The organism is Aquitalea sp. USM4 (assembly GCF_004328945.1).
In the GTDB taxonomy this organism is placed as follows: Bacteria; Pseudomonadota; Gammaproteobacteria; order Burkholderiales; family Chromobacteriaceae; genus Aquitalea; species Aquitalea pelogenes.
Genome location: NZ_CP029540.1, coordinates 20,771 through 44,211 on the forward strand (window position 1 = coordinate 20,771; position 23,441 = coordinate 44,211).

The following is a 23,441-nucleotide window of genomic DNA, read 5'->3' on the forward strand; positions in this document are numbered from 1 at the left end:
CGCTCCTTCCATCTCATAGACGACCAATCGAACTCGCCGCCTTCTATCTCGCCGAACGCCACGGACATGGCCATGCGCTCATGCGGCATCAGCTGGTCAACATCAAATAGCCTGTCGAAAGGAACCCCGTTCTTCATCAGCCAGCAGCGGCTCTGAAAATCGGGGTTCTGTGCTAGTTTTTTGCGGCGGCCTGCTCTGCGTCGAACTGCTGTTTCTCAATCTCTTTGCGCAGCTTTTCGTACTTTTCCAGCAAGTGCATCTGGATGGCTGCCATGCCCTCAGCACCAAGCTCGGACAGCATGTTTTCGATCTGCTTGACGTTCTGCGGAAAGCCGAAGAAGTCCTCGTCGATGAACGCCACCATTGCGGCCGGCAGTGCGTAGCTGTTCATGTACACCTGGTTTCCAGCATTCTCGCCGCCCACGGCAGTCACCAGCCGGGATTGCTGGAGGGGGTCCAGCTCGCGCAACTGAATGATGCGGCCCAGGCTGTCTGTCACGCTTTCCATCTGCGGTTTTGCTTTGGTGCGGACTTCGGTGTTCACATCTTCGGTTACGGTAACTTTTGGCATTGCTTTGTCCTCTCGTCATGAGTCGTCAGGTTGGCGCGGCTGACCGGCGACGAACCCGGTCACGGTGCCCCGTTGCCGCGCCGAAGTGGTTAAACCTTGATGCGGCGGCGGGCGGTGAAGCTGACGGACATGCGAATGGTCTTGTCACCTTCCTTCTTGCCAGCATCTTCCAGCTTCATGATCACGTTGGTGTAGCGGAAAACAGAAACGCTGCCGTCGGTTTCCGAAATGGTTTCGGTAATGGTTGCAGCAGCCTGCGGTACGCCGTTGTAGTAGTCGCTTTCAAACTGCGCCCACCAGGTATCCAGCGTGGCGTCAGTGCGCTCCACCTCGAACGAGCCGGTCCAGCCCTTCGGTATCAGCAGCTCGTCGGTCTGGCCGTTCAGCGGGGTGATTTCTTGCGACGTGGTCTTGGGCTTCGAGTCGAAGCTCATGATTTTGCTGATGCGGATCGGGCCGTTGGGACCGTTGATGTCCAGCGCCACGTCCTTGCCGGTGTTGTATCCACCTTGCATGCGTATCTCCAATGAAAAAGCCCCTCACGTGGAGGGGCTTGGGTTCAGCTCTTAGGAGCGCGGGTTGTTGGCCACGGTAATGGTCACGGACTGGCCAGCTTCCAGATTGATCAGGAAGTAGCGGACCACGGACAGGTATTTCACCTGCACGTCGGCCTGCATGTAGCCCAAGGCCACGCGACTGTCCGGATTGTTGGCGGCATCGATCTGCACCGAGAATGCCGGGCCACCGTTGGGGTCGCCGATCATCCCTTGCGCTACCAGCGCCTGCAGGAAGCTTTCGATGGTCGATTTGGTCTGGCGACGCAGCTCAGTGGTGTGCAGCTGGCCAACCACATAGCCGAACGAGGCAGCCAACGTCAGCGAGATGAAGTTGGTCATCCGCGTGTAGTTGTCGCCGTTCGTGGTCGGATTGCTGGAGCAGTTCAGGCCGGAGCGATGGCCGTAGTAATTGCCACCCGGGCATGGATTGGTGATGACATCCAGCCGAGCGGTGTTGATCGCGCCGATCTCGCTCAAGCTGTACGGCTGCTGAGACAACACGCGCTGTGTGCTCACCACATTGGTCAGCGGCTTGTTCAGCGGCGACTGGTGCGGAGCCAGTGCGGCGATCTTGGCAGCCGAGAACGTGGCCGGGGCCATCATGCGCTGTTGACCATTCACCTGGTCGTACCAGTACTCCCAGTCACCAACCAGCACTTTGAGTGCGTAGCTGTCGCAGCCTGCGGTATTCAGCGAGGTTGATACCGTGGAGTACGAAGCTCCTGCCGGGCCTTGGGTGATCATGTAGCAGCCTTCGGACAAGCCGAAGGTGACCATGGTCGGCCACTGGGTCGAATCGGTCAGATCAACCAGATTGACGGTTTGCACGCCAGTGCCGCGCAGTGCGTACATGCCCTTGCGGGTTGCGCCTGCGCCATCCACACCGATCAGTACGGCATCGGTAATGGTCGTGGTGCCGTCGGTGCCACCGGTAAAGCTTATGGTCTGCGCCCCGCTGGTTTGCTGCGGTGCTGCGCTCGATGCGCCAACCGTGGCGATGACCAGCTGCGACGGGCCGCGAATGCCGGATTGCCCCAGGTTCACAGCGCTGACGATGTTGGCCCACAGCGTGGAGCCAGTGCCGGTGATGTTGTCGAACACTTCCGGCGCAACGCCAGGCAACGATACCGTCAGCTTCCAGGAGCTATTGGCCGTGCCAGCGGTCAGCGTGGCCGACAGCGAGTTGCCAAGCGTGCCGGTGTAGAACGCGGTCAGCGTGACGCCAGTTGCAGCGGCGGTGTCTTTCAGGGTGGATGACGCAGCGGTATCGGTGCCATCCGTCACCCGCACGGCGCGAATGTTGGATGCGCCAAGCTGGATGGAAATAGCGACGGCAGAGGCGAGGTCATACTTGCGCACTTGCTGGTTGCCGATCTTCTGCGCCGCATCCTGCGGGATGCCGATCAGCATTGCACTGCCGACTGCGCCCCACGATGCCACGCCCACAATGCCGAGGATGTCGGTGGCAACGCCATTGATGTATCGGGTTTTCGGCGGCTGGATCTGGACGTACAAGTCCGGAGCTGTCAGCGCTGCCGTGTTCAGGCTGCCTGCCGGGTAAATGGGCATGGCTGTCCTCCAAATGAAAAAACCCGCCACAGGGGCGGGTTCTTGTTGAGTCGATTGGGCTTAGGCTAGGCGCTTGAGCACGTTGCTGGCGTTTTCACCGGCCAGAACGGCGGCGACTTCGTCAGGCTCTTTGATTTCTTGGCCAATCTGGTAGTCAGCAAAGGCATGCTTGACCACCAGCACATAGGCCGGTGCTTGTTCTGCCATGGCAGTCCTCAGTAGTTGCGAGTTTTGATGGCCAGCCCGGTTGCGCTGGCAATGTTGACGACAGGTGCGATTACTTCCGTAGCCTGCATGGTCTGTGTCGTGGCGTAGTCGATGCAGTAGACAAGGTCGCGCCGGTACAGGCCGGATTTTTCCGACTGGTCGGATTGGAATGTCCTTGCGTACCGGATGATTCCGACGGAGCCATCAGAAAACAGGATGGTCGTGCTGTCTGAAAGCGCAGAGTCGATTGGCCCAGCGATTGCTGCGCGGGCAGATGGCGAGGATGACCAGATGGTGATCTGAACTTCCTTTTCTTGCCGCTTCGTTTCCTTGATTGCCGCCCCGAAGCCGCCAACGCGCGCCACAATGCTGTACGCTCCAGCAATGGCAATCACCGCGCCAGCACTGGAAGCGCCTGGAATCAGGCTTGCAAGGGCAGTGGCTGCAGCTGTGAGACTGTTTCCCGGCTGCATCGTGTAGATGTAGTCAGTGCCGTTCACCTGCAGCAGAAGGTTTTGCGCCGCTGGCGTTCCGGACAGCGTGACCGTGTTGCCGCTGACCGTCATTGCGACGGAATGCACCGGGTTTGTGATGGGAATCCAGCTGCGGCCTACATGGCGCGTTGTTTTGCGCTCCGTTGGCAGCGGGTAGACGCTGATATGCACTTTCCCAGCGGCCAGATCGGCATCAAGCACGTTCGCCACCGGCCAGCCTGGGTAAACTTTGACCGGAATAGCCGCGATTGACGGCTGAGAGGTGCCATTCGGGTACACAATGGCCGCGATTTCCGCCACCAGTTGCGATTGAACGTCTGAAATGTCTGCCATATCACACCTGCGCTTGCATGGCGGTGATGCGCCAGCCCATGTCGGTCAGTTCTGCACTGGAAATGATGTACTTCCGGCCGATGTCGTCGCGGATCACGTCGCTGGTGCGCAGGATTACGCCAGGATAGTCAGGGAAAAGGATGCTCCACCATGGCGTCCGCACGTCGCTAGGCAATTTGGCGTCATTCTGCTCGCCCTTCGTGCCTTGCAAGATGCTAGCCGGCCAGCCCGTCATCATGGCCACTTCGACTTCTTGCGCGTCGCCACCCTCACCTATCGCGCCTACCTGATCGGCAATCGTCACGCGCAGCACGCTGATGGTGCGATTGCATTGGACGCAGTAGATCGGCAGCGTGTCCTGCATGGCAGCGACAAAGTACGTGCCTTGATGACCAACCAGGAAATCACCCGGATCAACATTTGTGCCGTCAAATATGCCAAGCCATGTGGCCTGTCCGTATTTGTTCGGCTGGTCGTAGCGAAAATTGGTTGTGAAGCTGCAATACAGCGACTGGAGCGCAGTAGTGGCTAGTGGATTGTTGGCAGATGTCGGCCTGAATTGCTGATACGGGAAGCCAATACGCTTGGCCGCTTTTCCGTAACCGGAGTAAACCTTGAGCTGCAGTTTTGTCCCGTCCATCTAGCACCTCACAATCGAACCGCCCCCTTGACCAAGGAATGGCCCCGGCGCGATACCGATAAACGCGCACATGCGGCGGCGAGTGTCGTTGAACAACTTGGTGCGGTCGGATACTTCGCTCTTGTTGCGCGTCCATACGGCGGCGGCGTCGGTGTCCAGGTTGTCACCAGCAGCAACAATCGCGGCCTCAAGGTCTGCCAGCGGCGTCAGAAAAGTGGTTGTGAGGATTGCCTCCTCTTCCGGCCGCATGTTCGTCAAGCGATGCTGCAGCGTCTGCCACACGCCAGGCGAAACCCAGCCATAAGCCATGTCTCGACTGTCATCAGCCACCGAGTCGCCCAGCATGGGGTAGCCAGCGAAGCGCCGGGTGTCTGCCAGTTGCTGAGCGGTGAGCGCCATGATCAGGCCTCGCCTTCAGCTGGCTCAGCTTTTGCCTTGCGCTTCGGCTTTTCCGGTTCGTCGTCGGGCACAGCCTGCCAGCCAAGCTTTTCGTGCTCTTCCAGTGCATCCGGATGAATGCGTAGCTTTTCTTCGCCAACCTTGAAAATCGTGATCAAGTCCATGTGTTCTCCAGTGCGGCCACAGCCGAAACCGTGGCCGCTTTTGTCTTAGCCCAGCAGCAGCGCGGTGTGTGCAGGCTTGATGTTTGCCCAGCCATAAGCCAGGGAAACTTCGTAGCGAACACGGCGGTATTGCTTGTACATGGCAAACTCGAAGGTCATGCCAGATACCGGGTCGGTAATCAGCATTCGGTCGTCGGCCATGTCGCCTTCTTCCGGCAATGCCGGGGCGCGAGTGGCCAACACGATGGCAGAGCGGCTGAAACCGATGTTGCGGGTGGATGCGCCAACGATGGCAACAGCGCCACCGGAAACGGTTTTCATCAGGCCCGGCGCGTTCAGCACAACGGTGCCGGTAGTGGATGCGCCGATGGTGACGGCGGATGCAACCACGTACTTGATACCGTCGCCGAAGGTCAGGATGTCGCCCGCCAGCAGCGCTACGCCAGCGCCAGACGCAGTGGTCAGGGTGACGCTGGTAGCGCCCTTCGCACCGGAAGCGGTCACGGTGCCGGTCACGGTGCCGACGGTAGCGCCACTGGATACGCCAGCGGATTCGCGCAGGGTGAAGCCGTGCAGATCCAGCAGCTTGCCTTGGGCGCGCAGTTCGGTCGTGCCGGCTTCATTTGCCTTGGTCAGCTGGGTATTGCCGCGCAGGCTTGCACCTGCCGAGGTGTCGATCACGCATTGCAGGTCGGCCAGCGGAGCACCGTTGTCCATCAGAATCTTACGCAGCAGCGCAGTGTCGTTCAGGCCCGATGCAAACGGGGTGGTGCCAGCAGTGCCGGTAGCACGGGACGCGTTCAGCACAACCGAAGCGCCAACGTTGGTTTCGATTTCGTTTACCAGCGTGCGGATTGCCTGCGCGATCTGGTCGCGGCGAATGTTGCGGTAGCCGGGACCGGTATTCACGCCGCGCTGTTCTTCACCAGTCCAGCGGAACGGAACCATGCGGGACTTGCTGATGGTCAACACGTTGTTGGCAATCGATTGATCGCCATCATCCGGCGGCAGCTGGCCGGGAGACACGTCCTCAGCAGCAGCGGCAGGAGTGATCGGGATGCGGACGCTCTGATTCAGAGCGGCACGGTCGGCGCTGGTATCCAGGGTGACGGACGGGATGAAACCCACCATCTCGCGGGATACGATGTCCAGGGCTTCGTACAGGTCAGGTACGAGAGAGGTCAGGGTATTGGCCAATTTATTTCCTTAGCCCAGAAACGAAAAAACCCCGCGAGTGCGGGGTCTGTTTGCTGTGCGGGGTGGTTAATCAGTGATTTCACCGCCGCCTTTGACGAAAGCCATCTGCTCACCGGCAGACATGCCCTCAAAGGACTGACGATTCATGGATTTGCTCTTGGAGCCTTGACCGCCTCCGCCCTGAGCGCCGGAGCCGGATGCGCCGCTGCTCTTGAGGATTTGGTCGCGATGGGGATAACGGTCGATGATCGTGGAGAGCGCTTCGTCAAACCCGGCGACTTCGCCCGGATTGAGTCGGCTGTAAATCTTGTTGCCGTTGTCGTAGGCCACAACCTTGCCGTCCTCAACCTTGAATGCATTGCCGAAAGTGGCCTGCACAATGTCAGGAGGAAGGGTCATGTTTTCTGCAATGAACTTTGAGCGGGCAAAGTTGCCGCCCACCACTTCATTGATCAGCTGTGCTTGCAGGGTGTCGCGCTCTTTCAGCACTGGGGCGTACTTCTCTTCCAGTGCCTTGATTGCTTCTGCCTTGACCTTTTCAACCTCACCGGCATCCACCAGTTTTTTGGCGTCAAGGTTGCGGACGACTTCCAGGGCCTTGCGTGCGTCGGCGGCATTCTCGATGCCTTCAAACGCCTTCAGCGCCTGTTCTGCCTGCTCTGCGCGCTCACGGTGGCCTTTTGCCTCGCCGTTAAGCTGACTGATCTTCTGCACGGTTGCGGCAGCGTCGAACGGGTATTCTTTACCGTCGTCGTGCACGTAAACCGGCTTGCCATCAACAACAACTACATTCCCGTTTTCATCGAGTTTCAGTTTCATTTGGCTTTCCTGCCTGAGCTATGGACTATCCAGTCCGTGCGCCCTCTGCCATCCGGCGTCTGGGCATAAAAAAAGCCACCCGAAGGTGGCTTGGTTAATCAGATACTTGTACGGTGCCTGGCTTAGGCCTGTTGGCCTTGATGCGCTCGGACTCTTCCGTCCAGTTGGTGTCTGGGTGAATGATGCCGCGCCGCTGACCTTCCCTAAACAAGGTTTCGTCAGACAGCGTGCCGTCTACGTTCATCTCGCGCAGCAGCTGCAAGGAGGCTTCCGTCAGGTTGGTGACGCCGAAGTCTTTGTAGATGTTGACGTGGCCGCCCTCTGCGTCGATCTTGGCCACTTCGCACATCAGATCCAGCACTTCATCAACCGAGTTTTCCCAGCCCTCGACGTAGCGCTGCAGGGTGCACATCCCAGCCTGGTCATCGGCCAGCGTCTGGCTCTTTGACGTGTTGCCTGGCTTGATCACCAGCAGTTCCGCGCCGATCTGCCGCATCTGATCTTCCAGATCCAGCAAAGAGTTGCGCCCGCTTTCGATGGCAGCGCCGGTATGCTCGACAAAGCGCAGATCGGCATCTTTATGGTCAGAAAGAGTGGCCTGAGACCCACCAATTTTGATGGCATCATTGCCCAGCATCTTGCCGAACAGGATCGGGACGCGAGCAACGTGAAGGATGTTGTCCTGGTCAGATTGCGACTGCCAGTGCTTGACGTTCAGATAGGCAAGCTCAGCCAGCGGCGAAGCGCCAACCATGAAGCCGAGGCGTCTGGCGTAGAAAGGGACGTAAGGTATGCGCGAGAAGGATGTGGGGCCTTCCTCGTACAGCACCCATTTTTCCTTGTCGTTCTTTCGCCAAACCTGATAAGAGCCAAGCAGCAGCACGCGCACTTGCTCAATGGCTTTCTCGCCAAAATCGCCATCTTCTTCCACGACCGTTTCCAGCAGTCGCAGCTGGGTGAGGTACGTTTCGCCGCCTTCTGTCTTGCTGCGCCATCCCAGCACGCTGGACGGGTGGATTGCCACCATGTATGGCCGCAGTCCTTTGGCTTTCTCTTCTGCCTTCGTGCTTACGCCCAAAGCTTTGGGGTAGTCCACCAGCACACCGGCAATGCCATGCGACAGCGCCAGGGTGGCAATCCCTGCGATGAAGTTGTGCAGGTTCTGCCCCTGCATGTCCACGTCCTCGCACCACTCATGCAGCTGCTCGTTCACCTCTTCATCCAGCGTGATCTGGCGCGAGAATGGCTTGGCAGACAGCACCTCAACAGTGCGGGAGAAAGCAGGAAACAGTGTGGCCGTATTAAGCCGCGCCTTGTATGCGTCGTCTGTCTCGCCGGGGAACTGCGGCAGGAACTTCTTGTTGGCGGATCGCATTGCGGCTGTGCCACCTTGCAGCGCCTCGACAGTTGGCCACGAAATAGACATGGCATCGACAGCGGCTGACGTTTTGCGTACTGCGTTGTCATCCATATGGGTATTCTCAGAAAGCTACATTGACTTGGCGCGTCTGGCGCTTGACGATAGGGAACAGGCGGACAATGGGGTATGTGCCAGCGTCGTTGACGTGATCCACGCCACTGGACTTGTCCGGCTCGCCGTTCTTGTCGTAGGCCTGCTGCTCCAGCCCTTCGGTGAACTTGGGGCAGTTGCGGGTGTTGACCTTCATGCGGCGCACACCATCGCCGTTCAGCAGCATGGCATTGGTGGCTAGCACGCGATCTTTCACAGCCGGATTTGCTCCGGTCACGTGAATGGTAAAACCGGCCTGCTTCAAGATGCTGATATCCGACTCGGACGCCGACTTGCTGGACGTGTTCTGGCCACTGGCGTCAGGGTAGATCGTGATGGCATGGCCCTTCGCCTTGTACCGCTCAGTGATCATGCGGGCCATCTCTGGCGTGTCGCGCACGTCGGTAAGCTCCGCTACGGCATGCGGGTTGCCGTCACGCATCACATAGACCACGGCGGCCATTTTCAGCACGTTGAAGTCCATGCCGATGTGCAGCGGGTCGCCTTCGCGGATTTCGTCGTTGGTGTGACTGGCCTTGCGGTCAAAGCACGGATAAACAGAGCCGCTGGTTAGGTTACAGAACTGGCCATTCAGGTACGCCAGTATCAGCTGAGGCGGATATGACTGAATCAGCGACGGGATATAGTCGCTCGGCAGATTCAGCTCATTGTCGAACGTGGACGCCTGGATCAAGCCATATAGCGTGGAAAGCTCTGGCTTTTCGGCCACCTGCTTGACGAACTGGTCATAAACGAACTTGAAGCCTTCTGGCGTCGTCGTCACGTCCACGCCGTTTTTCAGGTTGTCCACCTTGTACCGCATCCGGGCAATGATCTTGCGCCATGCATTCGTCGCCTTGTCGGCTTTCAGCACGTCCAACTCGTCGCACAAGGCCTTGCCAATCTTGAAACCCACGATGGTTTCAGGCTTTTCCATCGACCGGCAGATGGTAGTGCCGCGATACTTCCGCCCCTCGTAGACGTGGACCTCTTTGTTCGACTCGTTGATATTGACGCGCAAGCCCCAGTCGGCCGCCACCTCCTCCACCGTCGGATAGAAGATGTCGCGGATCTGGGCGTATGTTGGGGCAAAGTAACCGGCATTGATGCCGGGGAACTCCCAAAAGTGCTGCATAAGGCCGCCGCAGCCTACCCAGGTCTTGCCGGAACCGAAGCCAGCAACATAGGCACGGAACTTGTGCTCCATTGCAAGGAACTGTGATTGCGGCACATTAAGCGTCGGCATCTCGTTTCCTTGCGTCCTTTACCTCGACCACGACTTTTACTGGCGTGGCCGGTGCGTCATCAGTCTTCATTTCGTTGCGCAGTCGCTCGTTCTCCAGTCGCTTGCGCTCTTTGTCTTCCTTGCTTTCGTACATGCCGAGAATCTTGGTCACCTGCTCCAGCGCCCTGTCAGGGTCTCCCACCAGCGCCTTGAGGCCATCCTTGCCCTGATGCACCCCACGGTACATTTGCCGGGCAGCGCCCTTGAGTCGGCGGGTATCGTGGACATGAACCTTGCCCTTACCTTCCCCAGCGCATTCAGGGCACTCAGGGTTAGGTTCGCGGGTGGCAATGAAGCCAAATCCTCCAGCGGCGTCAGGACTGTCTGTGCCGTTTGCATCAGCTTCGCGCTGGGCTTGCTCATACTCACCTTGCGTCCACTGGTACGCATGTCCCTCGCCCCAGCAGTAGCGGCAGTTGTCGCGGCGGTACTCGACGATCTCGTTCACATTGACGTTCGCCCTCGCCCACCACAGAGCAAGCACCTTTTCAGGGGTTATATCAGTGCTCTCTGAAAGCGTTTTTCTACGCTCGGCGATGGCCTTGGTGATCTTAGGATTTCTTAGGAGGCGCGCTCCCTCGACCGCAGCAACGTTGTCATTGGCGATTTTGTAGCCAGCGGCCTTGTATGCCTCAGTCGCATTCAGTGATGCCTCGCCAAGATAGGCCTCTACAAAAGCCTGCTGTCTCGGTGATAGGTTTGCCATAGAGGCATCTCGCCTCCCTGGGCGTTATGAGTGGTCAAACAAAAAGCCGCCCATCGGACGGCCTTGCATTTGGCTACTGCGCACTTGCCAGCTTCTCGCCAACATCGTATCCAACGGCGAACACCACATGACTGATAAGCCATGCAATGACATAGATGACCGCCCAAATTGGCATGCCATGCTTGATAAGCACCACTACCAGCAGCACGCCGGATGCTTGGCCCAGTAGCCTGATGAAGGCACTTGGCTTGCCAAGGTGAAACTCAATCAGAAAATCTTGCATCTTCTGAATTTCCAGATTTCCCAAGGCAAACAGCAGGATCATGTCGATCAATATGGTGGCTGTCACAAGGGTAAGCGCAATAAACAACGCTGCTGGAGCTGCCCACTCAGCATCGACGTATAGAAGAACCGAATAGGCGGCAATGATGCCAATGCTTGCGGCTAGTTGCTTTATTGACATGACTCGCATCCCTCCTCGCTCAGCCCGCACGCCTTCACACCGTTCAGGAAGTCATCCGGGTCAGTCACGTCGGCCTTGGCTTCGTTGGCTGCTTCGACAATGCGCTGTACGGGGTGATCAAGCGCGTCGTGGGTTGGGGTGTCTACCAATATTCCGTAGAGGCTCATGGTCATCCTTCGTTTGCGGGCTGGATCTGGCTAACCATCCCCTGGAACGCCGCCCGCGTCATAAGGGTTGGCTGGCCGTCCTCGTCGCTAAAGTAGCGCAGTGATACGGAGTGCTCGTTGTACCGAAGCAAGCGGGCATACTCTCCACTGGGCATCTGCAATACCTGGCCGGTGCGGAACGGCATAGCCTCCAGTACGTGATGTGTGCCGTTCATTCGCATGGGACAGTCCAAAAAGAAAAAGCCCCGCATGTGCGAGGCTGTGAATGGGTGACGGTTTGCGCTGGAGTTGCTCAACAGCGGGGAGAGCCGTCGTCCCCAGTGCCAGGCTAGCCGCTACGTCTGTGTAGGTGTCGGCGGCAATCGGCTGGCGATTCTGGCTGTCTAGGCAGGGATCGAACCTGCGACCGGGTGATTAACAGTCACCTGCTACTACCAACTGAGCTACTAGACAATGGTGGATCTATCCGGGATCGAACCGGAAACCTCCCGCTTGCAGGGCGGGCGCTCTCCCAATTGAGCTATAGACCCGTACAACTGGTGCCGCGTGTCGGAATCGAACCAACGACCCCTTGGTTACAAGGCAAGTGCTCTTCCAGCTGAGCTAACGCGGCAAAAGAAAAAGCCCCACGGGTTAGCGTGAGGCTTTTGGATTGTTGGCATTAAAACCACTTTTGGCGTGCCCCCTGGTTCCCCGTTATTCCCCGGCAGTGGGAACTCCGCGAGACCTATTGGTTTCGGCTTCGTTAGAGCCTCATCAGTCGCTGATGCCGGGACAGATGCTAGCTGCACAGGGGCACATTGCTAGCCCACGACAGGAATGGTTTACATGCCAACACTACAAGGCCAACCTATCGACAAATCGAATCAATCAGCCTTGAACGTAGTTATTGCAGACTACATGTTTAGTATCGAATACTCCGCACTTGATGTCAAGCGGCAACTTTCACATTTTCGTCGATCAGGGTGATAAGACGTGGATAAAGTGCTGCGATCCCCTCGCGCCGCCACCGTTCCACAATGTCATATACCTTGCGAACGTGGCGCGTTGCCGAATCTGCGCTTACATCGAAAGCGTCGATATATTCCCCATGGCTTCCTTCTTTGCGCGCCCACATGGACAGGATGAAATAGGCCTGCGCCTTGTTGATGTTGGCCCGGCCAACTTCCATCACCACGAACGAGGCCAAGTCCTGCGCTACCAGGCGGTGCATTTCTGCGTCGCAGCCGTATTTCAATCGAAGGACAAGGCCTTGGTGGGCTGGAAGCTCCATGATCCACTTCACCACCCATGCCGCGTTGACGTGGTGCTCGCCGATGGTCAGCTTGCTGCCGGTTGCCGGTACGTTCTCGCCATAGGTGGCGATCTTCAAGCCGTTGCGCTCCAACGTCTCAAAACATTTACGGATTGCTTCTTCTTCATTCACGTACATCGCCCATGCCCCTTTGTCTTACAGTTCGCCGCGCATCAGCGGGAGAAAATCACTCAGCTTCAAAACGACTCGCCATTCTTCGCCGTTTTGCCGGAATGCCACGACAGGAACCTCGCCCGCCCCTGCCGCTTCCTCTACCTGCTCACACCATTTCATTACCTCCAGCCGCTCACGGCGCTTCACCTCAAACCGGAATTTCCCAACTTGGGCGTCGTCTCCAGAGTCGCGGGCCTGCCCAAGTTTGCGCTTTATCTCCATCCCAAGTTCTGCCGACAGCAGCTTGCAGAACTCTCGCTCTCCAGCTGCTCCCTTGTTCCTTGCCATGCGGCCGGTCATGCCGCCTTTCTCCGCAAGTAGGACAGAAACTCAATGCCGCGCTCGATGCTGGCAAACGGGAATGTCTCGCCGGTTGATGGGTCGTGCACCACCATGGCGGCATCGTGCGGGGTGTTGATTCGGAAGCCGCGCTCCAGGGCGTAGTGATCAACCTTCTTGTACGCGCCCAGCTGCATCAGGGTGACGACCTTATCCCCGCCTAGCACCGGCTTGGTAATCTGCTGGATGGCTGAACTGTGGATGTGTCCGCCCCACATCACATCCTCACCCTGCCATTGCTGCAAGGCCCATTTCAGGACGCCGTGACCACTGTTGTAGACCGACGAGCCAGGGAAGGTGTGGCGGATCAGGTGAATGAAGGACGCTCCGGACACTTTCAGGCGGACGCGGACCTGCGATTGTCCGTATATGCCTGATTTGTTCAGCTGGCGCATAGCGTAGGACAGTGGGTCTGCGCCGCTTCGCGTACTCCAGTCGTCGTGGTTGCCGGATGACACGCCGACCAGTTTTGGCGCAAGGATGGTCAGCCAGTGTTCTTGCAGCCGGTATGCTTCATTTACTGTCACGACATGCTCGTTGCGGGCATGGTGCAGCGGACGCACAGCATGGAAGTTGTCCAGGATATCGCCAACACAGATTGCATAGACGCCCTCAGTGTCTCGTATCAGCTCGGCATGGGTCATGGCACGGCGCAGATCCGTGCCTGGATTGTCCAGGTGCGGGTCAGGCAGGCCGACGATGGCAAACGGGCCGTCGATGTTGATTTTCACATCCACCAGCGACGCCGCCTTTGCTGCTGCCAACTGCCGGTCGCTGTGCTCCATGGCCAGCCGCACCACTTCTTCAATCGGCCGGTCGCCACTTACCGGCTCTGCAATCTCTACGTCGCCCTTGAGAGATTCGATGTATGCCGCCTTGCGATCTACTAGCGGTATGCCAGCATTACGCATGCGGTCTGCCCGACGAATCACCGCCCGGTAATTCATGCCCAACTCTTGCGCGATCATGCGCAAGCCTTTGCGGGTATTGTTGTACGCCGCAATAAACCGCTCGTCTGTCACCTTTTGCACGCTAACGCCCTTTCGCGTGGTTCTCACATATCTCGCGGAAAGCAGCCGCCTCGCCGCCTCCCACCGCCAAAAACGCCCCTTCCGGAGAGAAGGCCCGGTATCGCCAGCCTTCCCCATGCGCCTCTGCTGTTATCCTGTAGCCCCGCCAGGCCCAGGCGTCAGAGGCGACTTTTTGCCATTCCATTACCGGTAAAATTCCCAGCGGAATATCCCATACCATGTGCCGACATCGTTTCTAAGTTCTGATGCAGGGCTAAACATCCCCTCCAGGAAGTCGCGCCACACGTCCCGCGGAAGCAGATGCCACTTTGCTTTCCTCCATGTGCCTTTTTTGATTACGCAGACAACGAGGAAAGCATTCATGCTGATCGCGTAGGCAAGAGGCCATATCACAAGCATCCAAAGGAACATCAGCATCAAGAAAACAAGGACGACCGCCCCAACAAATGCGCAGACCACGATTGCCGTGTTCATTTCCATCCTTTCGAGTAGAAGATGGCCCCGGCAGCCTGCATCAGCGCCACAGCAACGGTCGTTGCCAGAAAGTGAGTCAGCTCAAATGGCTGTGGCTGCGGCACGGACCAGTCCAAAATCATGCCTGCCGGAATGGATACAGCCAGATAGGCCAAGGTTTGCTTCCAAGTCATTCCTGCGATCATTTCCACTCCTTCTTTTCACAACGCTTGCAGCGGTCCGCGCCTTCAGCCTGAATCAGCCCGACTGCATGGTTTTCTCTGGCAATCAGGCCGCAAGCAGAGCGCGTGCTGCCGTCGTCAAGTCGTTTCCAGTGGTGTGCAAGACCATGTCGCCCGATGAATGGCATAAGTGCCCACGCGATTCTCTGGCCATCGGGGATGCGGCCTATCCATATGCCGTGCTTCACGCCGCCACCTTTACCAGTCCCTTGTTGATCAGAATGCGCAAGGTGCGGACCATCGCCCTACGCATATAAAAGTCCTTCTCCCCCGGCTGCCACGCATGAGGCGCACGGCCATCAATCACGTCATGACACGCTGCACACCCATATGCGGCACTCAGGTCATCGGCCTTGCGGCTGATGCCGTGTGACTCGTCAGGCAAATGGCACAGCACGGTCGTATCGGTGCGGCCATTGCACACGCCGACGATCTGGAAGGTGCAGGCCTCGCCCTTGGCGCTGTCGCGGATGGCCGACGATTCGATGCGGCTGGATGTGCGCTTGCCAGTCCCGGCAGTAGAGCCAGGCAGCGGCACCGTCTTGGGGCTGCGGGTGGTTTTGCTTTCCATTTCGCCCCCTTACGCAATGTGAATCGATGGCACGAACAACAGAGCCAAGAACAGGAACCAGCCCCAGCCCTTCTTCTCCTTCACAGCCAGGTAGATGGAAGCCGCCAGGCAGCTGAGGCAGGGCAAGATGCCAATCACAATGGCGAATAGGTCTTTCATGCCGCCTTCCCTCCCAACATGCGCTGGTCTGCGCTGAAACGGACGCCACGCTCAGTACCAAAGGCGTGGATCAGCTCAATCAGCTCGTTCATCTGCTTCACGGTGAACTTGCTCGTGCGCTGGCCCAGGATCACAAAGCCGTTGCCCTCGATGTTCGGTACGACCTTGGATTTCACCAGGCCTGCAGACAGCAGATCCTTCCACTCATCCGGCGACAGCTTGATGCCGTGCCAGTCGGTCTGCTCGGACAGCTCGTGCAAGCGTACCCACATCAGCGCATTGGCCTCGGCGCTGCGCTTGCTCATCTTTTTGATGACCACTTGCACCGCTTCTTGCTCACCATCGACCAGGGCCTTGACGGCTTCCCATACTTTGAGCATTTCGGTGCGGAGACTGGCGGAATTAGGGATTGCGTAGGTGTTGGTCATCTCAGCCCCTTTCCCAATCAGGCGCAGGTTTTTTGCGCTTTTGATTTTTCCCCTTAATCACGGCAAGAAACGGCGATTTTATTGAGCGGGGATGCTTGGCATTTGCGTATTCACTAACAGCGGAAATGGCTTCGATATGGCTGTTGGTATCAACGTCAATTACGCGCAGATTTCTCCCTTGGCGATAGCAGACGATCATGCAGCGATACCTCCTTTGCGCTGTTTGGCCGGCCTTTCTTCAGCCATGGAGTGCATGCGGTGGATTTCACCCATGTCTGCATCACGCATGCGGCTGTACTGGCCTTGAAATGTCAGGTAGTCAGTGCCTGGCTCGCCCATGCGTTGCTTGCCGGTAATGACCTCAACCACGCCTTTGAATGGGCTGCTGGAGTCGTAATACTCCTCGCGGTAGAGAAACTGGATGATGTCGGCTTCTTGCTCAATGTCGCCAGACTCTCGCAGGTCAGACATCATCGGGCGCTTGTTAGGACGCTCCTCCACCTTGCGGGACAGTTGAGACAGGGCCAGAACCGGAACCTGCAGATCCTTGGCCATGTTTTTTAGGCCAGAAGCTATCAGGCGGATTTCGTTGGTTCGATTCTCGGCGCCACGGGCTGTCATCTTTTGCAGGTAGTCGATGACAATCATGGAGATGCCGTGCTTGCGCTGGATTGCCTTGGCTTTTGCCTTTACCTGCGCCGGGGATAGTGCCGAACGGAAGTCGCAGAAAATGCGCGACTCGGTGGCCTTCTTCACAGCCAGCGGCAAGCGATAGTCGAAATCCTCGCCAGTCAGCTCGCCGGACTGCAGGACATTCAGCGGGATGCTGCCGTAGTTGGCCTGTTGGCGAAGGCCAAGCTGCAGCTTGCTCATCTCCAGGGAAATGAACAGCACAGGGCCGCGATGCTCTGCAACGTACTCCGCCACGTTCAGGGCGTAGACGGTCTTCCCCATGGCAGGGCGCCCGGCAACAATAATCAAGTCGCCAGGCTTCAGGCCAAGCAGGCGCTTGTCCACATCAGTGAATCCGGTAGGAATGCCACCAATGCTGCCCTTGTTTTCAAACCGATCAGTCACAAAGGCCAAGGCCTCTTTGCACAGATCGGCGCCAGTCGAAAGATCGTCCTCGCCACACTCCGGCTGGATCTGCTCGATGGCTTTCAAGGTAGAGTCAATCAGGTCGTCAACGTCTTCAGCCTCAGTCGCTTCGTTGACCAGCTGCTCCCCTGCACTGATCAGTCGGCGCCGCACTGCGCGGTCTGCAACAATCCTGGCGTAGCGCATGATGTTGGCGGCGCTGGGGGTGTTCTGCGCCATGTCGGCCAAGTAGCTCAGTCCGCCGATCAGGTCATGTTCGCGGCGCCGCTCCAGCATGTCGTAAACGGTGACAAAGTCGATCTTCTCTTTCGCGGCGGCAAGGGACTCAATGGCGCCAAAGATCACACGGTGCGACGGGTCGTAAAAGTCTGCAGCAGTTAGCAGTTCGGAAACATCGTCAAACTTGGCCGGGTCAATCATCAGACCGCCAAGGACAGATTGCTCGCTGTCGGTAGAGTGCAGCTTGATCATTGCGCCACCTCCACGCCGTGGCGCATGGCAGTCATGCGGCCTACCGTCGTCAGGAAATACTCACCTGTGCCGGAGTTAAGACCCCACAGCTTGTACCAGCCATCACGAACAGCGTTGCGGAAGGCAGCGCGCCAGTCTTTGTACCGCTTCGACTTGCGGTCGCCATTTACGTGACGGTCTTTAAATTCAGCCCAGCACAGGTGGACATACTCAATCGGCAGGCCGGTCTTTTCGCAATCGTCAAAGATGGGATCGTCTTCAGGGATCGCTTGCTCACCTGCAGATCGCACATCAGCAAGCCATGTCTTCATGGTTGTCGATTTGCGCGAGCTGGACGGACTCGCAGAGTCGTCCTGAGAATCTAATTTAGATGGAACGTTAGATGGATCGTTATATGGGTTCGGCTCTATAGCGTCGAACGGGGGTTCGGCGCCATGGGAATCGAACGGGGGTTCGTCAGAGCCGAACGGGGGTTCGGTAGCGTCGAACAGGTCTTCAGGTTCGCCGGAGTCGTAAACGACACGGTAAAGATTGGTCGTTGAACTACCGTCGCGACGGTTCTGAGTGCGCTTTTCCAGGTATCCCCACTCCACCAGATCGCTGATTACTTCGGACGTGCGGGAACGGGACAAAGGCTTGTCGCTGGCGCCAGCCAGGGTACCGATCAGGCGAAGGGATGCAAACGTCCAGCCGTTCTTGTCGGTGTGCTTGCCAACAGCCATCAGTACGCGCAAATGCGTCATGCTGGTCATGCGGGAGTCGCCAAGGGTACGGGCTGGAACTACACACAGGTGACTCATGCAGCCTCCTTGCCGAAGAAGGCTTCATCAAATGCGCGGATAGCTTGCTCATACGCATTTACGTCTGCCGGGTAGGCATGAGCGCGTTGCATCTCGCACAGAATGCGTTTTGCGGAGTTGTAGCGATGATCTGCAGTCGGAAGATTTGCAACCGAACACAGGTCAATAATCTTGTTGATCAAGCGGACTTTCTGTTCCATAATCATCTCCGAATCTTGTGAATAAGCCCCGCGAGTCCCTGCCAGGACGTTGACCGGGGCTTTTTTCTTGCCTGCCAGTTATGGCCGCAGGCTGCGCCCTACTCCTTGTCGGCGTGCTGCTGGAGCACTTCTGAAGCCAGGTCAGAGCCAGCTACGCGCAGGAATGCAGACACAGACCGGTCCTGCATCTCTGCCGCCTCTTTCACTACGACGTACTGTTCAGGCGTCAGGTAAACCTTCACCTCAATGTTTTTTGCCATTTGCATAATCCTTTCGGCTGACTGTCGGCCGACAAAGGGCCGATATCGTTGACCCTTACAAATCAGGGCCATATCATTAAGTTGTGAGCAACGCCTAGCTCATGTCCCTCAAGTCTCCCGGCCTCGCCCGCCGGGGACTTTCTAAACAAAATCCTTACTTCCCTTCTTTTAAAACCTCACGAAATTCATGTGGAATTGCATCAGTCTCAAAAGGGTAAATATCTGGCCTCAGCTCATGAGGCGTTACCTGATAACCGAGAGCAGCACTAACCTTCAGCACGTTGTCTGCCTCGATACGTTTCTCGCGAAGCTTCCAGGCCCTGACTGTCGGTTGGGAAAGACCTACCAACTTCGCAAGTCTGGTCGGATTGCCCGCAAGACTAATAGCTTTGTCTATTGGTTCCATCGCCTGATTATAGCTATGGTTTTTCATCTCAACAACTTAATTGATTTTACTTGCCATAGCTACGGCTATACCTTTGCCAAAAAGCAACAGGAACTGCCAAATGGATGATTTGAAAGATTTGAGTTTTGGAGAAAAGGTGCGCGCCCTGCGCCTGAGCCGCGGCCTTACTCAGTTGCAGTTGGCCGAACTTTCCGGCATCTCACAGAACGCAATTGTGAAAATTGAAAAAGGCGGCGATACCGCCCAGGTGGTAGAGCTTGCCAAAGCCTTGGATGTAAGCCCGGCATTCCTCAAACTTGGCGATGGCGATGCCATCAGCTACCAAGCCAGTTTGCGTCCTATTGCGCTGTGGGATAGAGAGGATGAACTAGACGCAGATCAGTACGTGTTCATTCCTGCGCTTGAGATAAAGCTTTCTGCCGGCCCAGGCAATCAGATTTGGCACATCGACGAGAAGGGCCAGCGCCAGGCATTCACACGCAAGTGGGCTGAACGAGTCGGAGTAGATCCGAATTGTGCCGCTACTATGGTGATCGACGGTGACAGCATGGAACCTCGCTATCTTGATGGCGACAGCGTGGTTGTTGACTACTGTCAACGGAACACTATTGTTGACGGCAAGGTGTACGCCATTAGCATCGACGGTGAAGTATTCATCAAGCGCTTGTTCAAGGAGCTATCAGGAGCAGTGCGCATAGTCAGTGACAACCCGGATAAGAGTCGACACCCTGACAAGCACGTGCCGCCAGAGTACATGGACAAGCTGCAAATTATAGGCCGCGTCGTCGCGCTGGCCGGCGCAGCCGTTTAATAAGTTAGTGGCCCGCTTCGGCGGGTCTTGTTGTTTCAAGTGATTGATATGACGATGAAGTTAATTAACATGAAAGCATTTGCATTTTTGGTATCGGCAGCGATGCTGGCCGGGTGCGGCGGAAAGCAAGAAGATCCAGGCGCTAAGGCAACTGAACAGCCCACCGCAAGCAGTGCAGACCCAGTAGAGCCACAAGCAAGCGAGCCGCTAAGTGACGCTGACCGTGTAGCGAATGCAGATACAAGGCCAGCAATCGAAGTGCCAATGACGAAACAAGAGCGCACCTTTGTCAGCCCGCCAGTGGACTTCAATAGTGATGCCGCCGCAGCGTTCTATCGGATGGTGAAAAGCGATCCTGATGTAAAGCGCGTACGAATGCCGCCGATACCTGGAATGGAAGATTCAAGTGCGGAAGAGAGGAAGGGATTTGTCGATGACTTCAAGACTGCAGTGTTCTTCTCTAAATCGATCCGCCTTGCTGATGGGTCAACACTGTACGACCTGATCACTCACTGCAGCACTGGTTGGCACGATTCGGCCACGGCTGCCCAGGTGGCCGATTCCAATACAAATCACCCGTATGTGTATCTGCAGTACTTCATGAAGTTCAAGCCCGCGGAGGAAGGGTTTGACACTGAGCCACAGGCACTGTTTGAGCGCTACGGCTCGCGCATCGTAGCCAAGAGCGGGTTTGCTGGGTCATTGCTCACCGATCCGGACTTCATGCGGCACAGCGGCCTGCGCTGCCGGGGTCAAGGGTGATTTTGATACAAACGAATCGAGACAATAATGAATGAGTATCCTGGCACTGGGACAATTGTCATTTGTGACTTTGATTTTCTAAAAGCGCCCGAGATGGTAAAAAGAAGACCGGCAATCGTGGTGTCCCCTAGGCTTCGACAGAGAGACAACCTTTGCCTGATTGTACCATGCAGCACAACAGAACCGCGCCGGATCATGCCTTATCATTACTTATTGCGTATGGATGACCCATTGCCTCACCCCTACGACTCAGGCGAGCACTGGGTAAAGTGCGACATGCTGTATACCGTAGCCACCAGCAGACTAAATTTTCCATTCATTGGAAAAGATGCAAACGGGAAAAGGATATACGACATTCGCCAGTTAAACGCAGGGCAGATGAGAGGAGTTAAAGCCGCAATTCTTCACGGCATGGGCATGTCGGAATTGACGGAGTGGTTGGTGTAGCCTAAACTTGACTTGTCCCGCTCTGCTGTACAGCATCGGAATCAAAGTCCTAGTAATAGGCCTCTACGCCAGTGAGATTGCAATCCAGCGTAGCGACTACACCCCGCCCCGGCGGGGTTTTGCTTTTCTTGCGTTGTTCAAGCAACAAGAACACACTAGACCCCGGCCGCATCCTCCCTTCGGATAGAAACCAACGGCCAGCAGAAGCCCGCATCGTGCGGGCTTTTGTCTTTCATCCGTTCTGCGCCGCACAAAACCCAATCGTCATGTCAATACGTATTTTCAACATCGAACCGGGTAAATTGCATTCTTTTTGTAACGTAAACTTGCCAAAATTTTAACGTTCGTCCATACATTCTTTAAGTGAAATTACTTAGAGAAACTGCTGTGAACGAATTTGCCACCAACCTGCAAACCCTGCTTGCCAGTAGGGGTAAGTCAGCCAAAGACCTGGCCGACTACTGCGGCGTTAGCCGCCAGACTGCACATAGGTGGATCAACGGCACAATCTTGCCGAACGACAAGCACTTGCAAGAAATTGCATCCTTCCTTGTCGTGCCGATTGGCCACCTTTCAAACGAAGGGCAAGCGCGCATTCGCACCCAGGCCATCAGTGAGCTTGGCGTCATCTCCCAGCGACTAACTGATAAGCAGCTTTGCATCCTGCTCAAAATCGCCCAGGAGTTTGACCATATCAATCCTGACACGCTTTAACGTGACACTTTGTGCCACGCACCATTACGTGCGATTACTGATGCCCGGCATGCGTTGCGGACCTAATCTATCCGAACAACATAAATGACTAAGGGATAGAAATGGCAGAAGAAATTTCCGGGGCCAGCAAGGCCGGCACCATCCACTCCGATCCATCCACTCTCTCTGACTTGGAAATACTGCTGCGGAATGTAGCTTTATTTGAAAACAGAGTCGGCTCGATGTTCACCAGGCTCAAGCAAGACATCCTTGCTCTGCAATCTGCATCTAAGGATAGGCAGTAGCAATGCACCAACCAAGCCGCTTATGCGGCTTTTTTGTTGCCCTTGCGCATCACTTAGGTTTTACCAAGAGACCATGAAAACAACTTTTTTACAGACAAATACAACTTTAGTGTTGACGATGAAAATAGCTTTGGCTATATTTACTCCAACACGACGCGACACAGCAACACAGCGTCACCGCTCATTAACAGATTACAAAACGCACGACTTACGGTGCGCGAGGGAGCTGCAAAGCGACCAACTCGAAAAACTAGAGCACCAGTCAGACAGGTACTTCTACTGGATGGCGTAACCGGAATTACAGAGTGACAAACCTCCCTCATTGAAAGGAATGAAGCTCTCCCTTTGCTCGGAACGTTGTTAGCTGACTGGATAACACAGTAAGTACAGCCGCAAGTTAGTTGCGGAGGATTTTGCAGCACTGGCGACCACGGCCAGGCAGTTGAACTGGTGGAGTTGGCGAGGCGAGTGACCCAGCCAAGGATGGCGCTGCGGCGCATGGGGTACTGACCGGTTGGCGACCGGGTAACGCATCAGCAGCCTTTCACACGACGCGACATTGAATTGCAATCAGCCGGGAGCAGTAAGCCCAACCGGCCACGGACGCTGTAACCGTGATTACCGCCATTTGCTCGGCAAATAGAGCAAGCCCGGATTGCCTCTCTGGTGAATGAGGACGCAGCTCACGGCGAATACTGAGCGGTATCTGGCAGATGTATTGCCGAGAAAACCGTATGCCAACTAACGGGGTGCTCGCTATGAGTGACGCGAGCTGTTTGGCCTTGGCAACAGGGCCATCACATGAGCCAGTCGCAGCTGGTTGATGTGTTTAACGAGGAGGTGGGTATGTCCAATCCAGATGCAAAAGAAAAAGCATTTCACACCTGGCTAAAGCAGGTTGATTCCTTGCTTGGCCGTGCGCTTGAAATGGACGAATTGCGCGGAATTGCTTGGGATATGTTTGCAGATGGCTGCACTCCAGAAAGTGCAGCATACGAGATCTGCAACGGCTGAGCACCAAGGCGAGCGGCGACTTAACTGCTGATCAGACCGCGCTGGCGTCTTTAAAGGCCAGCACCAATACGCAGGGTGATTCCCAATGTGACAACGCTGGATAGCCGGGGACCAGCCACCCGCCGTATTGGTGAGGACCGAGCCTTGGGCCGCTTCGGCGGCCATCTTTTTCACCAACTTTCTGCGTGTCTCTCCTCAGCAGACCCTTTGCCCGCCACCCGGTGGGCTTTTTTTATTCCATGGAGGTGCTATGACCTATCCGCAATTGTCCCGCGCTGGCGGCTGTTACAGCGCCTTCCGCGAACCGGCAGTAATCCGCCGTCGCAACCTGATCCTGTCACTGTTTGTGACAGCAATTCTTATCGGCAACGCCGTGTGGAGGTGATATGCGTAGGCTGATCA

General features: G+C 56.5%; 35 protein-coding genes and 3 tRNA genes. 7 read left to right on the forward strand and 31 right to left on the reverse strand.

The genetic code is table 11. The features are described 5' to 3' along the window. Positions 1-172: 172 nt before the first annotated feature. The 31 genes from DKK66_RS19880 to DKK66_RS20005 all read right to left on the reverse strand — a co-directional run bounded on the left by DKK66_RS19880 (position 173) and on the right by DKK66_RS20005 (position 19,034). Positions 173-571 (reverse strand): hypothetical protein, encoded by a 399-nt coding sequence (locus tag DKK66_RS19880; protein WP_131361183.1) that lies wholly within the window; start codon positions 569-571, stop codon positions 173-175. A gap of 89 nt (positions 572-660) precedes the next feature. After that, positions 661-1,086: a hypothetical protein gene (locus tag DKK66_RS19885; protein ID WP_131361185.1), complete on the reverse strand. Its 426-nt coding sequence runs from the start codon at positions 1,084-1,086 to the stop codon at positions 661-663. Between the two features lie 51 nt (positions 1,087-1,137). Next, positions 1,138-2,697, reverse strand: a complete 1,560-nt coding sequence (locus DKK66_RS19890; RefSeq protein ID WP_131361187.1) for a phage tail protein — start codon at positions 2,695-2,697, stop codon at positions 1,138-1,140. A gap of 60 nt (positions 2,698-2,757) precedes the next feature. Next, positions 2,758-2,904 (reverse strand): hypothetical protein, encoded by a 147-nt coding sequence (locus tag DKK66_RS20265; RefSeq protein WP_165494253.1) that lies wholly within the window; start codon positions 2,902-2,904, stop codon positions 2,758-2,760. A gap of 8 nt (positions 2,905-2,912) precedes the next feature. Then, positions 2,913-3,731, reverse strand: coding sequence for a hypothetical protein (locus DKK66_RS19895; RefSeq protein WP_131361189.1), 819 nt, complete (start codon positions 3,729-3,731; stop codon positions 2,913-2,915). 1 nt (position 3,732) lies between these two features. Beyond that, complete coding sequence (locus tag DKK66_RS19900; RefSeq protein ID WP_131361191.1) at positions 3,733-4,371, reverse strand: hypothetical protein; 639 nt, start codon at positions 4,369-4,371, stop codon at positions 3,733-3,735. After that, a complete protein-coding gene (locus DKK66_RS19905) occupies positions 4,372-4,770 on the reverse strand; it encodes a hypothetical protein (protein WP_131361193.1) in 399 nt (132 codons plus the stop codon). A gap of 2 nt (positions 4,771-4,772) precedes the next feature. Next, entirely contained in the window at positions 4,773-4,934 is a 162-nt protein-coding gene (locus DKK66_RS20270) for a hypothetical protein (RefSeq protein ID WP_165494254.1), read from the reverse strand. Between the two features lie 45 nt (positions 4,935-4,979). After that, positions 4,980-6,131 (reverse strand): P22 phage major capsid protein family protein, encoded by a 1,152-nt coding sequence (locus tag DKK66_RS19910; RefSeq protein ID WP_131361195.1) that lies wholly within the window; start codon positions 6,129-6,131, stop codon positions 4,980-4,982. 66 nt (positions 6,132-6,197) lie between these two features. Then, positions 6,198-6,950: a DUF6651 domain-containing protein gene (locus tag DKK66_RS19915; RefSeq protein WP_131361197.1), complete on the reverse strand. Its 753-nt coding sequence runs from the start codon at positions 6,948-6,950 to the stop codon at positions 6,198-6,200. Between the two features lie 94 nt (positions 6,951-7,044). Beyond that, positions 7,045-8,421: a DUF4055 domain-containing protein gene (locus tag DKK66_RS19920; protein ID WP_242673636.1), complete on the reverse strand. Its 1,377-nt coding sequence runs from the start codon at positions 8,419-8,421 to the stop codon at positions 7,045-7,047. A 10-nt stretch (positions 8,422-8,431) separates the two neighbouring features. Further along, on the reverse strand, positions 8,432-9,706 hold the full coding sequence (locus tag DKK66_RS19925; protein ID WP_131361199.1) for a terminase large subunit domain-containing protein: 1,275 nt from the start codon (positions 9,704-9,706) through the stop codon (positions 8,432-8,434). Then, positions 9,693-10,451, reverse strand: a complete 759-nt coding sequence (locus tag DKK66_RS19930; protein ID WP_131361201.1) for a terminase small subunit — start codon at positions 10,449-10,451, stop codon at positions 9,693-9,695. The genes DKK66_RS19925 and DKK66_RS19930 overlap by 14 nt, the downstream gene beginning before the upstream one ends. Positions 10,452-10,524: 73 nt before the next feature. Then, positions 10,525-10,914, reverse strand: coding sequence for a hypothetical protein (locus tag DKK66_RS19935; protein ID WP_131361203.1), 390 nt, complete (start codon positions 10,912-10,914; stop codon positions 10,525-10,527). After that, positions 10,905-11,081 carry a hypothetical protein gene (locus DKK66_RS20275; protein WP_165494255.1) on the reverse strand — a complete coding sequence of 59 codons (177 nt, stop codon included), beginning with the start codon at positions 11,079-11,081 and terminating at the stop codon, positions 10,905-10,907. Before DKK66_RS20275 ends, DKK66_RS19935 begins: the two co-directional genes overlap by 10 nt. Before the next feature lie 376 nt (positions 11,082-11,457). Further along, positions 11,458-11,534: transfer RNA gene (locus DKK66_RS19940), tRNA-Asn, on the reverse strand. A 1-nt stretch (position 11,535) separates the two neighbouring features. Continuing rightward, a tRNA-Ala gene (locus DKK66_RS19945) sits at positions 11,536-11,611 on the reverse strand. Positions 11,612-11,618: 7 nt separating this feature from the next. After that, a tRNA-Thr gene (locus DKK66_RS19950) sits at positions 11,619-11,694 on the reverse strand. A 318-nt stretch (positions 11,695-12,012) separates the two neighbouring features. After that, positions 12,013-12,507, reverse strand: a complete 495-nt coding sequence (locus tag DKK66_RS19955; protein WP_131361205.1) for a hypothetical protein — start codon at positions 12,505-12,507, stop codon at positions 12,013-12,015. A gap of 24 nt (positions 12,508-12,531) precedes the next feature. Next, entirely contained in the window at positions 12,532-12,849 is a 318-nt protein-coding gene (locus DKK66_RS19960; RefSeq protein ID WP_131361207.1) for a hypothetical protein, read from the reverse strand. Beyond that, positions 12,846-13,919, reverse strand: coding sequence for a hypothetical protein (locus tag DKK66_RS19965; RefSeq protein WP_131361209.1), 1,074 nt, complete (start codon positions 13,917-13,919; stop codon positions 12,846-12,848). Before DKK66_RS19965 ends, DKK66_RS19960 begins: the two co-directional genes overlap by 4 nt. Positions 13,920-14,389: 470 nt before the next feature. Further along, entirely contained in the window at positions 14,390-14,578 is a 189-nt protein-coding gene (locus DKK66_RS19970; protein WP_131361211.1) for a hypothetical protein, read from the reverse strand. Between the two features lie 220 nt (positions 14,579-14,798). Beyond that, the gene (locus tag DKK66_RS20615; protein ID WP_131361213.1) at positions 14,799-15,185 is read right to left on the reverse strand and encodes a nuclease domain-containing protein; all 387 of its coding nucleotides are present in this window, start codon (positions 15,183-15,185) and stop codon (positions 14,799-14,801) included. 9 nt (positions 15,186-15,194) lie between these two features. Then, positions 15,195-15,344: a hypothetical protein gene (locus DKK66_RS20280; protein ID WP_165494256.1), complete on the reverse strand. Its 150-nt coding sequence runs from the start codon at positions 15,342-15,344 to the stop codon at positions 15,195-15,197. After that, a complete protein-coding gene (locus tag DKK66_RS19980) occupies positions 15,341-15,772 on the reverse strand; it encodes a recombination protein NinB (RefSeq protein WP_131361215.1) in 432 nt (143 codons plus the stop codon). Before DKK66_RS19980 ends, DKK66_RS20280 begins: the two co-directional genes overlap by 4 nt. Position 15,773: 1 nt before the next feature. After that, complete coding sequence (locus tag DKK66_RS19985; RefSeq protein ID WP_131361217.1) at positions 15,774-15,971, reverse strand: hypothetical protein; 198 nt, start codon at positions 15,969-15,971, stop codon at positions 15,774-15,776. Then, the gene (gene dnaB / locus DKK66_RS19990) at positions 15,968-17,341 is read right to left on the reverse strand and encodes a replicative DNA helicase (RefSeq protein WP_131361219.1); all 1,374 of its coding nucleotides are present in this window, start codon (positions 17,339-17,341) and stop codon (positions 15,968-15,970) included. The genes DKK66_RS19985 and dnaB overlap by 4 nt, the downstream gene beginning before the upstream one ends. Then, complete coding sequence (locus tag DKK66_RS19995) at positions 17,338-18,093, reverse strand: hypothetical protein (protein ID WP_131361221.1); 756 nt, start codon at positions 18,091-18,093, stop codon at positions 17,338-17,340. Before DKK66_RS19995 ends, dnaB begins: the two co-directional genes overlap by 4 nt. Positions 18,094-18,137: 44 nt before the next feature. After that, positions 18,138-18,341, reverse strand: coding sequence for a hypothetical protein (locus DKK66_RS20000; RefSeq protein WP_131361223.1), 204 nt, complete (start codon positions 18,339-18,341; stop codon positions 18,138-18,140). 98 nt (positions 18,342-18,439) lie between these two features. After that, positions 18,440-18,601, reverse strand: coding sequence for a hypothetical protein (locus DKK66_RS20285; RefSeq protein ID WP_165494257.1), 162 nt, complete (start codon positions 18,599-18,601; stop codon positions 18,440-18,442). A gap of 154 nt (positions 18,602-18,755) precedes the next feature. Next, positions 18,756-19,034: a YdaS family helix-turn-helix protein gene (locus DKK66_RS20005; protein ID WP_242673637.1), complete on the reverse strand. Its 279-nt coding sequence runs from the start codon at positions 19,032-19,034 to the stop codon at positions 18,756-18,758. Between the two features lie 73 nt (positions 19,035-19,107). Between DKK66_RS20005 and DKK66_RS20010 the strand changes: the two genes are divergently transcribed. The 7 genes from DKK66_RS20010 to DKK66_RS20620 all read left to right on the forward strand — a co-directional run bounded on the left by DKK66_RS20010 (position 19,108) and on the right by DKK66_RS20620 (position 23,424). Then, positions 19,108-19,818 carry a S24 family peptidase gene (locus DKK66_RS20010; RefSeq protein ID WP_131361225.1) on the forward strand — a complete coding sequence of 237 codons (711 nt, stop codon included), beginning with the start codon at positions 19,108-19,110 and terminating at the stop codon, positions 19,816-19,818. A gap of 69 nt (positions 19,819-19,887) precedes the next feature. Then, a complete protein-coding gene (locus DKK66_RS20015) occupies positions 19,888-20,580 on the forward strand; it encodes a hypothetical protein (RefSeq protein ID WP_131361227.1) in 693 nt (230 codons plus the stop codon). A 27-nt stretch (positions 20,581-20,607) separates the two neighbouring features. After that, positions 20,608-21,027, forward strand: coding sequence for a type II toxin-antitoxin system PemK/MazF family toxin (locus DKK66_RS20020; protein ID WP_131361229.1), 420 nt, complete (start codon positions 20,608-20,610; stop codon positions 21,025-21,027). 387 nt (positions 21,028-21,414) lie between these two features. After that, a complete protein-coding gene (locus DKK66_RS20025) occupies positions 21,415-21,741 on the forward strand; it encodes a helix-turn-helix domain-containing protein (protein WP_165494258.1) in 327 nt (108 codons plus the stop codon). A 101-nt stretch (positions 21,742-21,842) separates the two neighbouring features. Beyond that, a complete protein-coding gene (locus DKK66_RS20030; protein WP_131361233.1) occupies positions 21,843-22,025 on the forward strand; it encodes a hypothetical protein in 183 nt (60 codons plus the stop codon). An 801-nt stretch (positions 22,026-22,826) separates the two neighbouring features. Then, positions 22,827-23,039, forward strand: coding sequence for a hypothetical protein (locus DKK66_RS20035; RefSeq protein WP_131361235.1), 213 nt, complete (start codon positions 22,827-22,829; stop codon positions 23,037-23,039). Positions 23,040-23,289: 250 nt separating this feature from the next. Further along, entirely contained in the window at positions 23,290-23,424 is a 135-nt protein-coding gene (locus tag DKK66_RS20620) for a hypothetical protein (protein WP_255434284.1), read from the forward strand. The last annotated feature ends 17 nt before the right edge of the window (positions 23,425-23,441 follow it).